Origin of the sequence: Pseudoalteromonas amylolytica, assembly GCF_001854605.1 — a bacterium.
In the GTDB taxonomy this organism is placed as follows: domain Bacteria; phylum Pseudomonadota; class Gammaproteobacteria; order Enterobacterales; family Alteromonadaceae; genus Pseudoalteromonas; species Pseudoalteromonas amylolytica.
Genome location: NZ_MKJU01000025.1, coordinates 144,642 through 165,058 on the forward strand (window position 1 = coordinate 144,642; position 20,417 = coordinate 165,058).

General features: G+C 42.8%; 19 protein-coding genes. 15 read left to right on the forward strand and 4 right to left on the reverse strand.

The genetic code is table 11. The annotated features are described in order from the left end of the window. The first annotated feature begins 60 nt into the window (after positions 1 to 60). The 15 genes from BET10_RS07110 (at position 61) to BET10_RS07180 (ending at position 16,275) form a co-directional block, all read left to right on the forward strand. Entirely contained in the window at positions 61 to 825 is a 765-nt protein-coding gene (locus BET10_RS07110) for a flagellar basal body rod protein FlgF (RefSeq protein ID WP_070984418.1), read from the forward strand. Positions 826 to 843: 18 nt separating this feature from the next. Next, entirely contained in the window at positions 844 to 1,632 is a 789-nt protein-coding gene (gene flgG / locus BET10_RS07115) for a flagellar basal-body rod protein FlgG (RefSeq protein WP_070984421.1), read from the forward strand. Positions 1,633 to 1,647: 15 nt separating this feature from the next. Further along, a complete protein-coding gene (gene flgH, locus BET10_RS07120) occupies positions 1,648 to 2,331 on the forward strand; it encodes a flagellar basal body L-ring protein FlgH (RefSeq protein ID WP_070984423.1) in 684 nt (227 codons plus the stop codon). Between the two features lie 11 nt (positions 2,332 to 2,342). Next, positions 2,343 to 3,437 (forward strand): flagellar basal body P-ring protein FlgI, encoded by a 1,095-nt coding sequence (locus tag BET10_RS07125; RefSeq protein ID WP_070984425.1) that lies wholly within the window; start codon positions 2,343 to 2,345, stop codon positions 3,435 to 3,437. A gap of 106 nt (positions 3,438 to 3,543) precedes the next feature. After that, positions 3,544 to 4,518, forward strand: coding sequence for a flagellar assembly peptidoglycan hydrolase FlgJ (gene flgJ, locus BET10_RS07130; RefSeq protein WP_070985571.1), 975 nt, complete (start codon positions 3,544 to 3,546; stop codon positions 4,516 to 4,518). A 1-nt stretch (position 4,519) separates the two neighbouring features. Then, positions 4,520 to 6,520 carry a flagellar hook-associated protein FlgK gene (flgK, locus tag BET10_RS07135; RefSeq protein WP_070984427.1) on the forward strand — a complete coding sequence of 667 codons (2,001 nt, stop codon included), beginning with the start codon at positions 4,520 to 4,522 and terminating at the stop codon, positions 6,518 to 6,520. A gap of 6 nt (positions 6,521 to 6,526) precedes the next feature. After that, on the forward strand, positions 6,527 to 7,741 hold the full coding sequence (flgL, locus tag BET10_RS07140; protein ID WP_070984429.1) for a flagellar hook-associated protein FlgL: 1,215 nt from the start codon (positions 6,527 to 6,529) through the stop codon (positions 7,739 to 7,741). A gap of 321 nt (positions 7,742 to 8,062) precedes the next feature. Continuing rightward, positions 8,063 to 9,025 (forward strand): flagellin N-terminal helical domain-containing protein, encoded by a 963-nt coding sequence (locus BET10_RS07145; RefSeq protein ID WP_070984432.1) that lies wholly within the window; start codon positions 8,063 to 8,065, stop codon positions 9,023 to 9,025. A gap of 408 nt (positions 9,026 to 9,433) precedes the next feature. Next, on the forward strand, positions 9,434 to 10,399 hold the full coding sequence (locus BET10_RS07150) for a flagellin N-terminal helical domain-containing protein (RefSeq protein ID WP_070984434.1): 966 nt from the start codon (positions 9,434 to 9,436) through the stop codon (positions 10,397 to 10,399). Positions 10,400 to 10,548: 149 nt separating this feature from the next. After that, positions 10,549 to 11,511, forward strand: a complete 963-nt coding sequence (locus tag BET10_RS07155) for a flagellin N-terminal helical domain-containing protein (RefSeq protein ID WP_070984437.1) — start codon at positions 10,549 to 10,551, stop codon at positions 11,509 to 11,511. Between the two features lie 85 nt (positions 11,512 to 11,596). Continuing rightward, positions 11,597 to 12,016, forward strand: coding sequence for a flagellar protein FlaG (locus BET10_RS07160; RefSeq protein ID WP_070984439.1), 420 nt, complete (start codon positions 11,597 to 11,599; stop codon positions 12,014 to 12,016). A 24-nt stretch (positions 12,017 to 12,040) separates the two neighbouring features. Continuing rightward, positions 12,041 to 13,462 (forward strand): flagellar filament capping protein FliD, encoded by a 1,422-nt coding sequence (gene fliD / locus BET10_RS07165; RefSeq protein ID WP_070984440.1) that lies wholly within the window; start codon positions 12,041 to 12,043, stop codon positions 13,460 to 13,462. An 11-nt stretch (positions 13,463 to 13,473) separates the two neighbouring features. Next, complete coding sequence (gene fliS, locus BET10_RS07170; protein ID WP_070984443.1) at positions 13,474 to 13,902, forward strand: flagellar export chaperone FliS; 429 nt, start codon at positions 13,474 to 13,476, stop codon at positions 13,900 to 13,902. Further along, on the forward strand, positions 13,892 to 14,185 hold the full coding sequence (locus BET10_RS07175) for a hypothetical protein (protein ID WP_070984445.1): 294 nt from the start codon (positions 13,892 to 13,894) through the stop codon (positions 14,183 to 14,185). Before fliS ends, BET10_RS07175 begins: the two co-directional genes overlap by 11 nt. A 17-nt stretch (positions 14,186 to 14,202) precedes the next feature. Beyond that, on the forward strand, positions 14,203 to 16,275 hold the full coding sequence (locus BET10_RS07180) for a motility associated factor glycosyltransferase family protein (RefSeq protein ID WP_070984447.1): 2,073 nt from the start codon (positions 14,203 to 14,205) through the stop codon (positions 16,273 to 16,275). A 46-nt stretch (positions 16,276 to 16,321) separates the two neighbouring features. Here the strand turns inward: BET10_RS07180 and BET10_RS07185 are convergent, their stop codons facing one another. The 4 genes from BET10_RS07185 to BET10_RS07200 are packed head-to-tail and all read right to left on the reverse strand — an operon-like array spanning position 16,322 to position 20,408. After that, positions 16,322 to 17,038 (reverse strand): nucleotidyltransferase family protein, encoded by a 717-nt coding sequence (locus BET10_RS07185; RefSeq protein ID WP_070984449.1) that lies wholly within the window; start codon positions 17,036 to 17,038, stop codon positions 16,322 to 16,324. Between the two features lie 3 nt (positions 17,039 to 17,041). Further along, on the reverse strand, positions 17,042 to 18,496 hold the full coding sequence (locus BET10_RS07190; RefSeq protein ID WP_070984451.1) for a PfkB family carbohydrate kinase: 1,455 nt from the start codon (positions 18,494 to 18,496) through the stop codon (positions 17,042 to 17,044). Next, positions 18,496 to 19,353 (reverse strand): sugar nucleotide-binding protein, encoded by an 858-nt coding sequence (locus BET10_RS07195; protein ID WP_070984454.1) that lies wholly within the window; start codon positions 19,351 to 19,353, stop codon positions 18,496 to 18,498. Before BET10_RS07195 ends, BET10_RS07190 begins: the two co-directional genes overlap by 1 nt. Then, positions 19,353 to 20,408, reverse strand: coding sequence for a zinc-binding dehydrogenase (locus tag BET10_RS07200; protein ID WP_070984456.1), 1,056 nt, complete (start codon positions 20,406 to 20,408; stop codon positions 19,353 to 19,355). The genes BET10_RS07195 and BET10_RS07200 overlap by 1 nt, the downstream gene beginning before the upstream one ends. Between the last annotated feature and the right edge of the window lie 9 nt (positions 20,409 to 20,417).

Sequence of the window (20,417 nt, forward strand, 5' to 3'; positions counted from 1 at the left end):
ATTTGTTGGCACCATTATTGCTTTATCTAACCAGATGAATTTAACAATAGGGTTAGTGATATGGATAAAGTGCTTTATATCGCTATGTCAGGCGCTAAGCAAAACTTACGTGGTGTCGCTGTAAAAGCAAACAACCTTGCCAATGCCAATACCATAGGTTTCAAGGCCGACTTTGCGCAAGCTCGTTCTATGCAAGCGTTTGGTGAAGGGTTACCTACGCGAGTTTTCGCGATGCAGGAAAGGCCTGGCACAAACTTAGTGTCTGGGCCTATTGTTGAAACAGCACGTGACCTAGACATATCTGTAACGCAGGAGTCTTGGCTTAGTGTGGTTGATGAGGCGGGTAATGAGGCTTATACCAAAGTGGGCAGCCTTAACATTCGTGCCGATGGTGCATTAATCACAAGTCACGGACGTCAAGTTATTGGCGAGGGCGGTCCAATTATTTTGCCTATCCCTATTGATAAGGTGATTTTTAGCGACGATGGCTCTGTGCAAGTGCGCCCGCAAGGTGCTCCTGCCAACTTTATGGAAGTGGTCGATCGACTCAAAATCATTGATGCAGACAACAGTCAGCTTGAAAAGGGCAATGATGGTCTATTTCGCCCCAAAGAAGATGCCCTCGTAAATGGGTTATGTGGGTTTTGTGATATTTCACCCACAGCACGCGTTATGAGTGGCACATTGGAGCGCTCTAATGTTAATCCAGTTCATGAAATGATTGATTTGATTAACCATCAGCGCCAATTCGAAATGCAAATGAAACTAATGAAAACCGCAGAAGAGATGGATGAACGCCATGTTTCTCTGTTGCGTATAGTCTAACCAAGTGAGGTAGATATTATGAACCCAGCATTATGGATCAGTAAAACAGGCTTAGATGCACAGCAGACAGACATCGCCGTTATTTCCAACAACCTTGCAAACGCCAGTACGGTTGGATACAAAAAAAGCCGCGCTATTTTTGAAGATTTACTTTATCAAAATATCAATCAACCAGGTGGTCGCTCGTCACAAGATACTGAGTTACCCTCAGGTTTGATGTTAGGTGCCGGTTCGAAGGTTGTCGCGAACCAAAAGAATTTCTCTCAGGGTAATCTACTGAGCACTGAAAATTCATTGGATTGGATGATACAGGGCCCAGGCTTTTTCGAAATTCAATTGCCAGATGGTACAACCGCCTATTCACGTAATGGTCAGTTTACGACGGATGAAGAAGGTCGTGTTGTAACATCGGGGGCAGGTTTTCCTGTGCAGCCAGAAATGAACGTACCCGACGATGCGCAATCAATAACGGTGTCTCAAGATGGAGAGGTTTCGGTAGCCATTTCCGGACAAGCCGAGAACGTGGTGATTGGTCAATTAGTGATAAGTGATTTTATCAATCCGTCTGGTTTAGAGCCTATGGGGCAAAACCTTTATACAGAGACAGCAGTAAGTGGTGCTCCTGTACAAGGCAACCCAGGTGTTGATGGGTTAGGTACGATAGTACAAGGTGCGTTAGAAACATCCAACGTAAACGTTACCGAAGAGCTAGTAAATCTTATCGAAACTCAACGAGTATACGAAATGAACTCGAAAGTAATTAAGTCAGTTGATGAAATGCTTAGTTACATCAATCAACAGTTATAAGCATTAGGGGGCTGTATGCGTGATCTTAGCTTATTTATTATAGCGACTGCTTTACTTTCAGGGTGTGTATCAACACAAAATAGTGATGTGGTCAGAGATGATCCATACTATGCGCCTATGTATCCAGAGCAGGAGGCGGAACCTATCGTTGCAACGGGCTCTTTGTTTAATCAGCATCGTGCCAATGACCTGTACTCTGACAAAAAAGCCTTGAGAACTGGTGACATTATTACGGTTGTGCTGCGAGAGTCTACGCAAGCGTCAAAAGCGGCAAACAGCCAAATGGATAAAGAATCAGAGATAGAGCTGGACCCTATTATTGGGCTAGGTGGGGCTGCAGTGAATATTGGCAGAGAAAGCATTCAGTTTGGAATGGAGTCAGAGTCTTCATTTCAGGGTGACAGTCAAGCCAATCAATCTAACAGCTTATTCGGTAATATATCAGTGAATGTGATGCGCGTATTGCCAAACGGAAATTTAGTGATCCGTGGTGAGAAGTGGTTAACACTTAACACGGGAGAAGAGTTTATTCGCCTTGAAGGCTTAGTTAGAGCCGCAGATGTTAAAGCGGATAACACTGTCGAGTCGAATCGCATCGCCAATGCCAGAATCCAGTACTCAGGCAAAGGTCAACAACAAGAAACGCAAAGTCCCGGCTGGTTGGCGCGTTTCTTCATGAGTACATTAATGCCATTTTAGGGGTAAAGACGATGAGATTGTTTCTTGTAGTATGCGTTTTGTTTGGCAGTTTGTTCGCGCAAAACACATATGCTGAGCGTATAAAAGATGTCAGCATGGTCGAAGGTGTAAGGGCGAACCAATTGGTCGGTTATGGTTTGGTTGTTGGTTTGCCTGGTACGGGTGAACAAAGCCGTTTTACAGAGCAAAGTTTTAAAGCCATGTTGAGCAGTTTTGGTATCACCATGCCTGCAAGTCTAAAACCGAAAATTAAGAATGTCGCAGCGGTGGCGGTGCACGCAGACTTACCACCATTTGTAAAACCGGGCCAGCAAATTGACGTGACAGTTTCATCAATAGGTAGTGCAGGAAGCCTACGTGGTGGCACACTGTTACAAACCTTCTTAAAAGGTGTTGATGGTAATGTATATGCCATTGCTCAAGGTAGCTTGATAGTCGGAGGCCTTGGCGCTGAAGGTCTAGATGGTAGTCGTGTTGTAATCAATACCCCAACGGTTGGTAGAGTACCAAATGGCGCAACGGTAGAGCGCGCAGTAAAGAGTCCTTTTACACAAGGTGATCATATTACTTTTAATCTAAATAGCCCAGATTTTACGACCGCCAAGCGTTTAGCGGATACGATTAATGAATTAGTTGGCCCTAATAGTGCTAAACCTATGGATGCAGCATCTGTAAGAGTAATCGCACCTCGTGATCCTTCACAGCGTGTAGCCTATTTATCGACCTTGGAAAACTTAGAGTTCAAACCTGCTGACACCAATGCCAAAATCATTGTTAACTCGCGCACAGGTACCATCGTGATAGGCAAAAATGTCAAGCTACAACCTGCGGCGATCACTCATGGCGGTTTAACAGTAACCATTGCTGAGCAGCAAAATGTGTCTCAACCTCAAGCGTTGTCTGAAGGTGAAACCGCTGTTACTCAGCAGAGCATCATCGATATCGATTCTGACGATTCTAGAGCATTTGTTTTTGACCCAGGTGTGAGCCTCGATGATTTGGTGCGAGCAATAAATCAGGTTGGGGCTGCACCTGGCGACTTAATGGCGATTTTAGAAGCACTTAAAGAAGCCGGTGCAATTAATGGTCAATTAGTCGTCATATAAAGTTTTATTTTTAATCAAACGGTTAGCCTCGAAATATCGAGGCTTTTTTTTGGCTCGCTTCTTGCATTTATTTAACTATGAATTTTTATTTTGTGTCGTTGAGCAGATGAATACCAATCAGTTAGACAAGCAGAACTTTTTTGATTTGGGGAACCTAGATTCTCTACGTCAGGATGCTTTAAAAAGTGCTTCAGATCAAAAGGCATCGAATGACGCGTTAAAAAAGGCTGCCCAACAGTTTGAATCCATTTTTACGCAGATGCTGCTAAAGAGTATGCGTAAAGCCAACGAAGTATTAGAAGACAAAGACAGTCCATTTAATTCAAGTAGCGTGAAGTTCTTTGAAGAAATGCATGACCAGCAACTATCGATTGAGCTCTCAGGCAAAGGCAGCCTTGGGTTGGCAGACTTGATAGTGCAACAACTATCGCCAAATAGTGAAGGCTATACCCCTGCTTCTGTATTACGTACAAACGCTGAGTTGCAAAGTGACAAAATCGCAAGTGGTCAAGCTCCATTAAGCGTGGCTACAGATGCCGTTGAAAAGAGTGATAAAACTGGGCAAGACACGCCACAAGGTAGCTTTGATGATCCCGCATCATTCATTACAGCGATGTGGGACCATGCAAAAGAAGCTGCTGAAAAAATAGGTCTAAATCCTGCGGTTATGATCGCTCAAGCGGCGCTTGAAACTGGTTGGGGCAAACACGTGATAGCCAAACAAGATGGCTCTAGCAGTTTTAATTTATTCAACATCAAGTCCGATAAGTCTTGGCAGGGCGAAAGCGCCAGAAAGTTGACTTTGGAATTTGAACAAGGTTTGCCAGTGCAAAAACAAGCAAACTTCAGAGCGTATGATTCTGTTAAAGAGAGTATTAATGACTACATCGAGTTTTTACAAAGTAACCCTCGTTATCAAGAGGCACTGAAAAAAGTGAAACAACCGGCTCAGTACTTGGATGCGTTGCAGCAAGCAGGGTACGCGACAGATCCAAATTATGCGCAAAAAATTAAAAGTGTGTTACAGCGTGGCGAGTTCAAGCAAATGCTGACATCGCTTATTCGTCAAGGAGTAAACTAAGATGTCATTCGATTTAATGCATATTGGTACCAGCGGCGTTCGTGCCAGCACGGAGTTACTGCAAACCACCAGTAGAAACATCTCAAACCTTAATACGAAAGGCTATATTCGCGAACGTACAGAGCATGCGACAACCGTGGGCAATTTGGTTGGGCGTGGTGAAACCGTAAGGTTGATCAATGAATTTGCAGTTAAACAACTTAACCGTGATACCTCAAACAAAGCGTATTATGATCAATTTGTGACAGAGTCTTCTCGCATAGATACTTTGTTCGCAGAGGAGTCAAATAGCTTGAGCACAAGCATAAACAATATGTTTAATAGCTTGCAAGAGTCAATGAACCAGCCGGCATCTACCGTATCTCGTTCTTTGTTCATGAACTCTGCCGAGGGACTTGTTCAGCAAATGCATCGTTTGTCGAATATCGTGTTTGACCAAAAGAGCGTCGTTAACGAGCAACTCAGCTTGTACACCGATGAAGCGAACAGTTTGATTGAGAAGATCAGTGAACTAAATAATAAAGTTGCGTCAACGCATACCAGTGATGACCGAACTGTAGCACTTTCAGTTTTAAATGAACGAGATCAAGCGATTCGAGACTTATCAGAGTTAGTTGATATTGAAACATTGGATGGCCCAAACGGTGAAAAACTCATCTTTTTGGGTTCTGGTCAGTCCCTTGTGATGGAAAATGGTACGTTCAATGCGTTTGCACTGGATGGTGACCCAGATCCAAACGTGAAAGATTTGAAGCTAGACGTAAATGGCGGCACCGCCATAGCGTTGGAGGTAGATCTTAGCTCGCTGAAAGGAAAAATTGGTGGCCTGTTGGCGTTTCGTGATGAAATCCTACAACCGGCACAAAACCAGCTGGGTCAAATTGGTATTTCAATCGCGGATGCATTTAATCAGCAAAATGCCTTAGGTATGGATTTAGATGGCAACTTTGGTGGTGATATTTTTAATATACCGACAGTCCAAGGCTATGCGTTTTCGGATAATACCGGTACGGGTGTGGTGAATGCGACGTTAGAGTCGGGTTTGGGTAACTCATTACCAGCAACTGATTTCCAAGTAACTTTTCTAACTGCAACGACTGTTGAAATCGCAGCAATAGATAGTAAGGGGAACGTCATTGGTACACCGTCAACTGCGAATGTAACGGCAGGGGCAATTAACTCGGGTACTATTACTTCTGGTGAATCTTTCGGTTTAGATATGACAGTCACCGGTGCACCGGTTGCGGGCGACAGTTATGTGGTTAAACTCAACTCAATCGCTGCGGGTTCGCTTGATATGGCGACACAGCGACCAGAGCATTTGGCGCTAGCTTCGCCAATCAGAACACAAGTGAGCGCGAACAATATTAGTACGGCAAGCATCTCTGCTGGCACGGTAACAGACACTGGCGCGACGAGTAACTTTTCGAGTCCGCCGATCACACTGACACAAGGGCAGATCACTATTACCAAAACGGCAGTGGCAAACCAGTATCAAATCAATGATGGCAATGGTACGAACTTAATTACCATTACGCCACCGGGTAATGGGGTTCTTAACCAAGCTGGTGCGCCTTATGATAGCTATGGTTTTGACTTCGACATTTCAGGGCAGCCTGCTACAGGTGATGTATTTACCATTGATATAAATACCGATGGTTTTGATGATAACCGAAATGGTTTGGCTTTGAGTCAATTGAAAGATACAGAACTAGTTCGCCAAGGTGTGATAGCCAGTGCAGATAATTTGAAAACATTTAATGAGTCATACGCAGGTTTGGTCACTGAAATTGGGGTGATTGCTAATCAAGCTAAAACTAATGGCGCTGCTTTTGATGCGCTAGCAACGCAGTCTGAGACCTGGTTCGAGTCCATATCGGGTGTAAACTTAGATGAAGAAGCAGCCAACTTACTACGCTTTCAACAATCTTATTCAGCATCAGCGCAGATAATATCTGCGGCGCGTACCATATTTGATACGCTACTCAGTGCGGCGAGGTAATTAATCATGCGATTATCTAACAATTTAATGTTCAGAAATAACCTGAACACGATTTTGAACAATCAGCAGGAAGTGAACAGGGCTCAGCAGCAAGTTAACACGCAAAAGCGGGTACTCACAGCTTCAGATGATCCCTCTGCGATTGCCAGCTCAATGCTATACACAGATAAGATCCAATCTAACGAGCAATTTGCGAAAAGCTCTTCCATGCTAAGTAGTCGTCTAGAAATGGAAGAAAGTGTCTTAGAAAATATCAAAGGCGCGATTGCGAAAGCGCAAACGTTGACTGTGCAAGCAGGTAACGGTGCGCTGTCTGATGCTGATAGAGAAGGGGTCGCTGCGGAGATTAGCTCTCTAAAAGAGTCAATTTTTGAGTTGATGAATGCGAAATCCGAAGATGGTGGGTTTATATTTGCCGGTTATCAAGATAGCAAGCAGGCATATGTTTACAACAGTGGTACCGGACGTTACGAGTATCAAGGCGATCAAGGTCAACACAGTATTAAAGTAGCTGAAGGGGTGAGCATTAAATCCAGTGATAATGGTTTTGATGTGTTTGAAAAGGCAAGCAAGCGTCTCGATGTGGACCAAACAACGATTGTGCCTGCAACAAGCACCGTGTATGTTCAGGAGCAAGGGGCATTTGATACTTTTCACCGAACTAACTATAACGCGGACCCTACTGCACCAGCGAATGCCAACACGGTAACCATCAACTTTACATCAGCCACCACGTTTGATTTGCAAGTTGGCGGAACAACCATTGATTCAGGTACGTTTTCTGGTAATAAAGTCTCTGTTAACGGCTTTGAAGTCACATTTACGGGGGCCCCTGCAAGTATTGACTTCGATCTAGAAGCACCGCAGAAACAAAATGTGTTAAATACGCTTGACGACTTGGTCAACACCTTGACGGATACAAGCTTGGACCAAGAACAATATAAGCAGGCTCTCGCTGATGCGACGGTTGGTCTGGATAACGCTAAAAATTTAGTATCGCAAACACAGTCTGTATTGGGTGGGCGTTTAAACACAACTAAACGAATTGAAGCGGCGAATTCAGACCTAGACATTAACAATAAATTGTCTAAAGCAAACTTAGTAGAACTAGATATGGCCGAAGCAATCACTGAGTTAACTAAACACGAAACGGCACTTCAAGCATCACAGGCAACATTTGGCCGCTTATCCAATCTATCCTTATTAGACTATATTCGTTAAATTGAGGCTGCCAAAACTTTGGCAGCTTCTTATTCTTTCACGTTGTTTTCCCCGCTTTAAACCTATAACTGTTTGTTTTTTATTTATTAATAATTCTGTATCTCACAGTTAAGCTACAAATGTCATTTCTACCAATTAATTCACAGCGCTGGTTGTTTTCTATTTAAATTCAGCTGGTTATTATTTTTTTAAAAAAAATACTAAAGGATTTTTTTTGGCTTCCGATAACTTAAGTAACCGAGCCAGAGATTAAAAATTAAATTGAAGGCTTAAAGTTATAAGTTTGAGAGTAAACCGAAAGTTTACATTGGGAGAACTATCATGGCACTTTATGTAAATACTAACGTAAGTTCGTTGAACGCACAAAGACAATTAAACAATTCAGGTAACGCTTTAGATACATCATTTAAGCGTCTATCTTCAGGCTTCCGTATCAACAGCGCAGCTGATGATGCAGCAGGTCTACAAATCGCTGACCGTTTGACTTCACAGATCAATGGTCTTAACCAAGGTAACCGTAACGCAAACGACGGTATCTCGCTAGCACAAACTGCTGAAGGTGCGATGGACGAAGTTACATCAATGTTCCAACGTATTCGTACACTTTCACAACAAGCGGCGAATGGTTCAAACACTGATGAAGACCGTTTAGCAATCCAAGAAGAGATCCGTTCTCTATCTTCAGAGGTTAACCGTGTTGCTGCTGATACAACCTTTGGTGGTCAAAACCTTTTAGATGGTTCTTATGCGGCAAACTTCCAAGTTGGTGCTGATGCGATTCAAACCATTGGTTTTAGTATGCAGAACGTAGGTGGTACAGCTAACTCGCTAGTTGCCAACAACGGTTTCACATTATCAGGTATTGCAGGTATTGCCAGTGCTGTGACAGGTGCATCATTAAGTGCAACAGCGGGTACTATCAGTAATGTAGTTGGCCAATCAGCTGATGCGGCAGCGTTCTCTAGCGTATTCACAGCGGGCGGTATTTCTGTATCTTCACAAGCAAATGCTCAAGCAGTACTTGCAGGTATGGACCAGTTAATCGCTGTAGTAGACAAGAAACGTGCTGAGCTAGGTGCTGTACAAAACCGTTTCCAATCAACGATTCGTAACCAGTCAAATATCTCTGAGAACTTATCGGCTGCTAAATCTCGTATCAAAGATACAGACTTCGCACAAGAAACGGCAAACCTAACTAAGATGCAAATCTTACAACAAGCTAGCCAAACAATCTTGAGCCAAGCTAACCAACGTCCACAGGCTGCTTTAAGTCTACTAGGATAATAGGGAATAGATTAGAAGGGGTGTCCGCGCTTAATGGGGTATTAACGCGGACACCGTGTTTGGACAAAAAAGCGGAGTACTTTAAATCCAAGTTTGTTCACAAATTCAATGAACAAGTATTTATAGGCATAAGCTATGCCAATGTTTATGCTAATTTATTGACACTCACTCTCAAACTTTTAAAAGGGGCTATACAGCCCCTTTTTTCTCGCCTTGAATAAACTATTCTGCCACTTAAACAAGTTGGCCCATGTTTTGCTTTAACTCACATAAGAAGTTTTTCTATGCGCAAAGCGGCAATTTTTGGCCCCGTCTAAAGTAAACGCGATAGACAAAAATGCCGCCTTGTATTCGATTTGAACTTATGGACCCATTTGTTGGTTCGAGTTAGTAAAGAGAGAATGAGTTATGGCTTTATTTGTTAACACTAATGTCAGTGCATTGAATGCACAAAGACAGCTATCTAATTCAAGCAATGAATTGGATACGTCATTCAAACGTTTATCTTCAGGTTTACGTATTAACAGTGCCGCTGATGATGCTGCGGGTCTACAAATTTCTGACCGTCTAATGTCACAGATCAATGGTCTAAACCAAGGTAACCGAAACGCCAACGATGGTATTTCATTAGCGCAGACCGCTGAGGGTGCGATGGATGAAATCACAAACATGTTTCAGCGTATACGTACCTTATCGCAACAAGCTGCGAACGGTTCGAATACGGATGAAGATAGATTGGCAATTCAAGAAGAAATTCGCCAATTAGCAGCCGAGGTAAACCGCGTTGCTTCCGATACAACCTTTGGTGGTCAAAACTTATTGGATGGCTCTTACTCTGCTAACTTCCAAGTGGGTGCTGATGCTATCCAGACCATTGGCTTTAGTATGCAATATGTGGGCGCTACTGCAAATAGCATGGTTGCCAACAATGGTTTTACATTGTCAGGTGTGGCGGGCGTTGCAAGTGGCGTATCGGGCGCTTCACTTAGTGCAACTGCTGGAACCATTAGTAATGTTGTCGGTCAACCGGCAGATGCTGCAGAATTCTCGAACGTCTTTACCGCAGGTGGTATCTCAGTGTCATCACAGGCAAATGCACAGGCCGTATTAGCGGGGATGGATGCTATGATTGCCGTGGTAGATAAAAAGCGTGCAGAGCTTGGTGCTGTGCAAAACCGTTTCCAATCTACTATCCGAAACCAGTCAAACGTTTCTGAGAACTTAGAAGCTGCGAAATCACGAATTAAAGATGCAGATTTTGCGTTAGAGACGGCAAAATTGACTAAAAACCAAATTTTACAACAAGCAAGCCAAACAATATTAGGTCAAGCAAATCAAAGACCTCAGGCAGCATTGAGCTTGCTACAAGGATAAAATTAAAAAAAATTACAAATAAAGCTAAAGCTTCCGCTTCATAAGCCGATAGTTGACTTAGAGAACTATAAATCTAGGACTCTAACTTGGGTGTAACAGGGTAGGGGTATCCCGTTACTCACCAATCCAACAAAGAAGCGGAGGCTATTATGGCTTTATATGTAAATACAAATGTGAGTTCATTGAACGCACAAAGACAGCTGAATAACTCAGCTCTGTCGCTTGATACATCTTTTAAAAGATTGTCATCTGGCTTCAGAATCAACAGTGCGAAAGATGACGCGGCGGGGATGCAAATCTCGAACCGTTTAACAGGCCAGATCAATGGTCTGAACCAAGGTGTTCGAAATGCTAATGATGGTATTTCTCTTGCGCAAACTGCTGAAGGTGCGCTTGACGAGACAACATCAATGTTTCAGCGTATTCGTACGCTAGCGCAACAGGCATCTAATGGTTCAAACACTGATGAAGACCGTTTGGCAATTCAAGAAGAGATCCGTTCTCTTTCTTCAGAGGTAAACCGTGTCGCAGCGGATACAACCTTTGGTGGTCAAAACTTATTGGACGGTACTTATGACGCTAACTTCCAAGTTGGTGCTGATGCTATCCAAACAATCGGCTTTAGTATGCAAAACGTGGGTGGCACGGCCAACTCATTAACAGCAAACAATGGCTTTACTCTCTCTGGTATCGCGGGGATTGCGAGTTCAGTTACAGGTGCATCATTAAGTGCCGTAGCGGGTACTATCAGTACTGTGGTTGGTGCATCGGCGGACAATGCTTCTTTTTCTGGCGTATTCACTGCAAGTGGCATCTCTGTGTCTTCGCAAGCAAACGCACAAGCAGTGCTCGCTGGTATGGACCAACTTATCGCAGTTGTTGATAAGAAACGTGCTGAGCTAGGTGCGGTGCAGAACCGATTCCAGTCTACAATTCGTAACCAATCAAACGTTTCTGAGAACTTAGAATCTGCACGTTCACGAATCAAAGACACTGACTTTGCACAAGAAACAGCAATGCTAACTAAGATGCAAATCTTGCAGCAAGCTAGTAGCTCGATCTTGAGTCAAGCTAACCAAAGACCTCAAGTAGCATTGTCGCTATTAGGTTAATTTAGCTTGAAGTATACAGCCAGTCCGGATGCAAGGTATCCGGATTTGGCGTATGCTATAATGTATAGGGTCTAGGAGGTGTTCAATGAAAGATTTTGACTCTTCAAATCTAGTAGCCAATGTTTTGACTTCTCCTTCATCTCAACTGAATGAAGTGAAAAATCAAGAGTCGGCGCGTGCGATTGAAAAACCATCTAAGTCTGAAAAGGAAGCAGCTGGGGAAGAAGGTTCGCAACTGGATACTCAAAAAAACAGGCAGCAACTTGTGGACGAGGTGAAGCAAAACCTTGAAAAGCTCAATGAGTTTATACCTGTGACTTCAACAAACTTGTCGTTTGAGTTTGATGAAGATGGTGATCCTCCGTTTATTCGGGTGATTGATAGAGATAATGATAAGGTGATTAGGGAAATCCCGTCGGAAGAGTTTAGAGCGGTAGCTAAAGCTTTGGACGAATTTGCCGATAAGTTAAATGGAAAGGGCTTTTTGTTCGACAGAACAGCCTAGTATTATTGGAGTTGGAGGTCGTTTATGCCACTTATTACATCTGCAGGTATCGGCTCAGGTCTTGATTTAGAGAGTATTATCAAGGCGTCAGTTGATGCGGAAAATCGCCCGAAAATGCTTTCTTTTATGAAAAAAGAGGAGTCGCTTCAGGTTGAGTTATCGGCAATAGGCGAAGTTAAATCGGCCATGTCTAAATTGCAGGACATCGTTGAGAAATTAGCTGATCCCGACAACTTCGGTAAACGTGTTGCTAATATAACACAGCCCTCTACAGGAGATATCATTAGTGTTACACCGACTTCTGATATATCAGTCGGTACTTTTGATATTGCAGTGCAACAACTTGCACAAGGTAGTCGGTTGGTTTCTGCGGACGCCGCATTTTCTTCTGTAGATGATGTGGTAACTGCATCTGGAGGTACTCTTACCTTCGGCGCTGGTGCTGACAACTCTTTTTCTCTAACGCTAGACGCTGGAGCTACGTTGTCTGAGCTTAGAGATGCGATCAATAGCTCGTCAGATAACTTTGGCGTAACAGCAAACATTGTGAACACCGGTGATCCTGCTGTAGGTTCTAAGTTAGTGTTAACCTCGAACGTAACGGGTGATACTAATGATCTTACTGTGACCTCAGATACCGCAGAGCTGGATGCTATCAGTACAACTGCTTTTGCCGGCGGTGCTGGTGGTATGACATCAGAGCAATCAGCACAAGATGCAATTATCTTGGTCGATGGGTTAACGGTAAACAGTGACACGAACACTTTTGAAGATGCCGTTCAGGATATGACCATCAAAGCTTTGGCTGAAAGTGAACAAACGGCTGGAGCAGGCATCTATGATGAAGCGAAACTGAGCGTTGAATATGACCGAGAGTCAGTCAATAAGATGATTGATGAGTTTGTTACAGCCTACAACAACCTAATTGGTAATATTGGTTTTCAAACTCGAATTGGCAAACCACTTAACGGTGATGCGTCAATGCGTTCATTAAGCGGTCAGTTGGTTAATACCCTTTCTACCCCACTAACCGATGCAGGGCCTTTTGAATCTATTTTTGACATTGGTATCAGTGTTGATAAAGAAGGCTACTTGCAAAAAACCTCCTTGGTACGAAGTCTAAGTGAAGCAATGGACAGTAACTTCGATGATATTGGCACGGCTTTTGCTGGAGAGGGAGGGGTGGCGTCACAACTTGAGACGTTACTTAGTGGCTATATCGATTCGGGTGGCCTGATTAAAGAACGTGAGACTAACTTAAATGGTCAGTTAGATGATCTTGAAGATGATATTGCAAATCATGAATATCGAATGGCATCACTGGAAGAGCGATTACGTAAGAAATATGCTGGCTTAGATGTGTTGCTTGCACAAATGCAACAGACTCAGCAGTATTTAGGCGCTCAACTTGCTAATTTGCCAGGTTTCACAAAAGCTAAATCATAGAGGGTATTACTATGTACAATGCGAGAGTAAAAAATTATCAACGAGAAGCCTTGAAAACGCAAATTGCAGGGGCTGATCGGTACGAAGTAATCCAAATGCTGATGGCTGGTGCGATTGAAAAAATGGTATTAGCTAAGGTGGCGATAGAAAAACGTAACTTTGAAGCAAAGGCTGAGCATATTTCAAAAGCCTCAGCGATAATCGAAGCACTGAGAGGTTGTTTAGACTTTGACGTGGGTGGTGAAGTAACGGAAAATCTGTATGCACTATACTCGTACATGTTAGATCGGTTACTGGATGCCAGTATACAAAATGAAGCTAAGTTTGTAGAAGAAACATCGACCTTACTGAAAGAAATTAAATCAGCATGGGACGCGATTCCACATGATGTACGAGAGCAAACACTAAGCCAAAATGGTGCGGATGCGCATGCAGGATAATGGCAAGTCTCTTAGTGAACATCTAAATGAGATTGAGCTGGCAGTAAGAAATGGTGAACATGATATCGCCGCAGGGCTTATGAGAGCGCTTGATAGTCAGCTTCGCCAAATCTTTGACAAGGGAATAAAAGAAGGTGATCCCTTGATTTTTGAACTACAAAACCTTCAAGATAAAATTCAGTTGCTCTCTAATACGCTTTCCGATGAACGTTCCAAAACGGCATCGGAATTAGCGAAAATGCATGGCAATAAAAAGAAAATCAACGCCTATAAACAAACTTAACATCGCTGGTTGATGTAATGAAGCAAGACTCACTCGAAAAGCAAATAGAAGCGCTTGATCAGCGTTTATCTGAAACACTTGAACATCAGCAGCGAGAGGCCAAGTTCGCAGAAGAAGCGAATGTAAGGTTTGAGAAGAACGTTCAGTGTTTTGAAAAATACTATCCAGACATTGCTAATGCAATTAAATCATTCCAAGTTAGGGATGACTTTTGTTTACATGTTACCAAAAGTGGTCACGGAAACTTTATCCCTAAAGGCATGTCTGCATTGCTTTATAGTCAAGATCCTATTGAGCAAACAAAAGAGCAGATCCAAGCTCAAACACAATCACCTGTTTACAGTTTGACAGACTACACTGGTTATCCTCAAAAAGAAGACGGCCGTATACACACTAAGTATATGACTAAACTAACTCGCTACATGATAAAAGTGCGAGAGGATAGCCAAGAAATGATAAAGTCGTTACCAGACTCATTTCCAACCGCGATTATTTTTGGTATTGGTCTTGGCTATCATGTACCTCAATTAATGCAACGAACTAAATTTGACTACACATTTTTGATCGAGCCAGACTTTGAGCAATTTTTTGCTAGCCTGTTTTGTACTGACTGGTACGAAGTGATTGAAGAGGTAGACAAACAAGGTGGGTGTTTGTTTTTTCACTTGGGCGCTGACCACCTATCTTTTATACAAGATGTTGAGAAAATTGGTGAAGACATTGGTGCATTTTCTTTGGTTCGCAGCTTTTGTTATCAACACACACCGGGTGCAGATGTAAATACGCTGATTAGAAAATGGTGTTCGGATTATTTTAGATTTCAGTTCGGCCACGGCTTCTACAATGATGCCATTACTGGGTTGGCGCACAGTATTCATCATGTCAGAAATAAAGCTGCGATATTAGTCAAAGAAAGCAAAGATATTGATTATGACACCCCCATTTTTATTGTCGGTAATGGGCCTTCTTTAGATGAAGCTGAAACATTTATTAAAAACAATTGTGATAAGGCCATTGTTGTATCTGCTGGCACCTCTATATCGTCATTATACAAAAAAGGGGTTCGGACTGACTTTCATGTGTTAGTTGAAAGGCCCTATCAAAATTACAAAATATTTGGTGAAATTCTCCCCGAGCATGAGTACAAGCAGGTAAACCTACTTGGCTTGAACATGCTGTACCCTGATACTAACTTTCGCTACAAGTGGTCCGGAGTTGCGGTTAAGGGTAACGAGGCAGGGACTTCGTTAATGGATCTTATCTCATTGAAGACATTGGGTAGAACACTGCCCAAAATACCATACTGTAATCCCGTTGTGGCAAATACTGCATTGTCGTATTTCTTATTTATGGGATATCGCAATATTTATCTATTCGGTGTTGATAATGGAAAAACTGAAAATGGCCAACATCACAGCAAAGACAGTATCTATAAGGTGTCTAATGATGATGATACACAAGGATATAAGAGCATGGCCATTAAGGGCAAGAAATTGCCGGGTAACCTTGGTGGTGAGGTCGTCTCTAATGATTTGTTTATGATAGCGCATGCGCAGCTGGAAAAGTTGATCGAGCACTATCATGTAACAAGTGTCATGAATGTTGGCAACGGAGCTAAAATCGCGAATGCGGTTCCTCTGCGAGCTGACGACCTTATTGATCTTGAGTCTGATGTAGATAAGCTTGAAGAAGTTGAACGCATCAAGCAACGTTTTTTCAGCTCGCTACCGGTAGATGAGGTGACTGAACAGTATAAAGCTATCGAGAAGTTTAACGCTCTATGTGACAATATTCTATCGATTGCTAATGAAACTGTAACCAGCAGAGAGCAAGCTGCCGATAACTTAAAGCGGCAACAACGTTATGTATATGCATATCGTGATACTGCGTTAGGACACTTGTTCCATCTAATTAAAGGCTCACTGCTGTATTACCATTGTCCGCTGCTCACATTGCTATATAGCTATCAAGATGAGCAATTTACGTTAGAAAAATTCGCAGGCTTAAATCAGCTGTGGATTGATTATGTCACAGAAATAAAAGAGGACTATGCAATCAACATAGAGTCCAAATGTGACTGGGGATTGTAGTCTTATTTTGGCTACAATCCTTTACTTGGGTATTGTCACTGCGAAACTAAGTGCCGCCACTTTGGCGGTGTAGTTCTTGCGCCTTATTGTAATTGTCCATAGTGCCAATATCTAAGTAGGGGCCATCTGTACACCAACCTAGCATTGCATTAATCATATTAGGCACAATATCTGAGCTTAGATCATAGAATTTTTGTTCAGACAAAGTGCGAAAATACTTTTCATAGACTTGTGGCGAAAAGAGAAATAGTGCACCGCTAGCTAAGTTACCGGGTGGGTTAGCGACCTTTTCGTGAAACTCACAGACAACCTGATGTTTATCTAACTTTACTATCCCACAGCTACTTGGGTGTTCCGTTTGAAATAGCAACAAAGTCAGGTCTGTGTGTTTAGGCCTGTGTTGGTGCGCTCGGAGCATATCGGTCAGTGTACTATGGCAGTAGTTGTCAGCATGTATAACGAAGCATGTATCGTCTTTCCAAAACCCCTTATTTTGAATTAATGTCCCTCCAGTACCTAGCAATTGAGGTTCGTAAACAAGCGTTATCAAATCTCGATGAGGGTGTTTGGCAATATACTGCTCAACTTGTTGTGAGAAATAATGGGTGTTAATTAGAATTTCAGTTACGCCCAAATGAATGAGTTTATCTATCCACAAACCAAGTAAACACTCTCCATCAATTGGTACTAAGCACTTTGGAATATGGTTGGTGAGTGGACGCAAGCGCGTCCCTAAACCCGCCGCTAATAGTATTGCTTTCATAGTTTATTCAAATGAGTCAATTACGGCTTTCTTAAGCACATTAAAATCTAAAGGAGTATTACCCACAGCGCCGACCTGGCAAGCTGCTGCAATGCTTCCTAAGTAATAGGCCAGCCAAGGCATTTTGTTGGCTGCAATAACCAGTGAGCTGGCTGCAAGAAAGCAATCTCCAGCACCTGCAGGGTCAACGGCATGCTTGTTAACAGCTGAAAGGTTATCATTTTCCCAGTTGCTAAAGTCTTTGTTGGGTAAATGGATCAGAATGCCTTCTTCGGCTAAGGTGATAACAATATTTTTGGCACCAGATTTACGAGCCAGCTTTTGTGCGAGTATAACTAAGCCATCATCAGGGTTGTTCAGTGCGACTCGAACCTCTCTCTCGGTCGGTGTAATAAGATCCATACCTTTATATCTTGAAATATCCCCTACTTGGGAAGAGGTTTGGCTATCAGCGACTACTTTTACTGAGTGTTCATGGCACAATAGGGTAATAGCATCGACTAAACTTTGTGGTAACAGTCCATAGTTAAAGTCAGAGAAAACCAACAAGTCGAGACTAGAGACTTTTGACTTAACAATATCGATAATGGTGTTTTGTAACTCTTTGGAAATCTTGTGTTGGCGTACTTGATTCACCCTTAGCAGGGTTTTATTGCCGGCTCTGTAGCGCGTTTTGAGCGGAGTTGGGCGGCTGTTGTCAACCAGTAAGTGTTCACTCAAATTATATTTATCAATGTGTTGAGTTACATAGTCAGCGGCACTGTCTTCCCCGAGTACTGAAATAAGGCTCACTTCATTGGCACCGATGGCCTTGATGTGTCCCGCTGTGATAGCCGCTCCACCTAAAAAGGTATCCGTTTTATTGGGCGTCATTACAATAGTTGGATCTTCTTGCGATAAGCCCACGGCGCTACCTTGTACGTATTCATCAACAATTACTTCGCCGATGACCAACACGTTAAGTTGCTTTATTGAGTCAAAAGCTTCTAATACTGATTCTAGAGTGATGCTATGGCGACTGGCGTAGCGCTTAGCTTCCGAATAATCGAAGTTTTTACCAATACTTGGCGTTCGGCGAATAAATTGCTCCGCATTGGTCTCAAACTCTCCAGAGCCAAAAATGAGCTTACCACCGTAGCTTTTTAATGCGTCTAATTCTGGGTTGTCTTTTTCTTCGTATTCTTTACCCTTTACCACAGCATACGGCTGATATTGGTTAATTAAGGTGACACTGTCGGCTTCGTTTAAAAATGCTTCATCAACACATTCTAGTGATTGAACCATTTCGAGGCGGTGGCGTTCTGATATGCGACTTTTCACACTCATATTGTCGTCTTCATTTACCGCTACAATCAGGTGATCGCCACACTCTTTGGCAAATTTTAATAACCGAATATGGCCCGGGTGTAGGACGTCAAAATTGCCTACAACGAGCACTGTCTTTTTTGTTTTGGCCATTATCGCTCCCCTAAATAGTGGTAATCATTGATGGCATCTTCGATACTCTGACTTGACGTTGTTTCTTGATAAGGGGTATATGGCTGCAATGTGCCAAACTTAGTTGCTAGTACGCCCTTTGTTGCAGCCTTTATTGGGTTAATTAAATTTGCATTCAAGTTAAGCATGCCAGCCACCTTTTTTAAAAACTCGTAGTAACAAATATCTTGTGCACCACTTATTTGAACAATCCCACTGGTTTGCTTATTAAGTATAGTGTTTATGTGGCGCGCGATAAATGGTGCTGAAATAGGCGAAAAGTAGTGGTCGTCAAAGGCATCAAACGTTTGCTGTTGTATTAAGGTATTTACCATGTTATCAATAAGTTGAAATGGTTTAGTCAGTATTTTCGAAGGCCTGACTACCATGGTATTTAAATCGTGTGATTGAATAAACTGCTCTACTTGGTGCTTCTGGCGGCCATACACAGAACACGGAGAAGACGGCTCATTCCATGGCGTATAAGCCTTGTTACAACTAAAAACATGATTTGTAGATAGAAAAATACTAAAACAACCCGCGGTGTGTAACATATCTAACAATAGTTTGGTGCGCTCAACATTGATAAATTCACTGTATTCTCGCTGTTGTTCACACAGCTTTATGCTAGTAATGCCTGCTAACACGACCACGTTTTGGATTCGTTCCGACTTAATGAAGTGATTAAGAGAGTCAAAATGCTCAGGCTTTGCTAAATCAAACGTGATTGCACCTGGTGTATTGCGCCTTGATGTATAACGCAAAGTATTATCCTGTTGACACAAGTAGCGGCCTAATGCTGCATCACCACCTATGATTAGCGTTTTGCTTTTACTCATTAGCCATTATCCGGATCCAGTTGTGGGTTCACGGCAATGAGTGCTCGGGTTATTTTACGCTCATCTAAATCTTGCAAGGCCTGATTTATCTCATCCAAGCTGTAGCTGTCGGATAGTAGCTTTTCAAACGGTAGTTTATGTTCGTTATACAGCTCTACGAGTTTTGGAATATCAGTATCTGGGTGTGAACTGCCGCCCCAGCTCCCCATAATTTGTTTGCCACGGTGAAATGCGTGAGGCTCTAATTGTATGGTCGCTCCTTCTTCTGGGTGAGATGCAAAAATACATTGTCCACCATGCTCTTTTACCGCTGTGAAGGCATCTTCAATTGAGCTACATGTACCTCCAGCTTCGATTGTGTAATCACATCCACCTTGCGTAAGTTCGACAATTTGTTCGAGGTAATTCTCATCTTGCGCATTGATGCAGTGTGTTGCGCCGAGCGCACCGGCTAGCTCAAGTTTTTTAGGTTCAATATCAACGGCGATAAGCATGTTTGGTTTGAACAGTCTAGCGGTGATAAGTGCACTGAGACCGATACCACCTAAACCAAACACCGCAATTTTAGCGTTGTGCTGCGGTTTGAGCTGATTGAGTACCAACCCTGCACCAGTGGGAAGTGCACAGCCAAGTAAAATGGCTAATTTGTACGGTATACCAGCGGGTAATTTTACAACCCTATTCTCTGAGACAATTGATTCTTGGGAAAATGTTGTCACACCACCGGCATTTATTTTCGTGCCTTGGTAGCTGTAAATACCGCCAGGTGCATCCAAACCTTCACCTTTGATCCAGCCCAAAACGACGATGTCACCTACTTGTACTTTTGTTACTTGTGGGCCAATTTCCTTGACCTTGGCAACGGCCTCATGGCCGAGCAGATGAGGAAGATACTTGTCTTCACCACGTAGTCCCTTTACTTCCATGAGCTGAGAGTGACATAAACCTGTGTATATGATGTCGACTTTGACTTGACCGCTAATCAGTTCGGGTGCGACCAAATTGTCGACTAAAGTCAGTAGTTCACCAGTTTTAAATAATACAGCAGCTTTCATATTGATTGT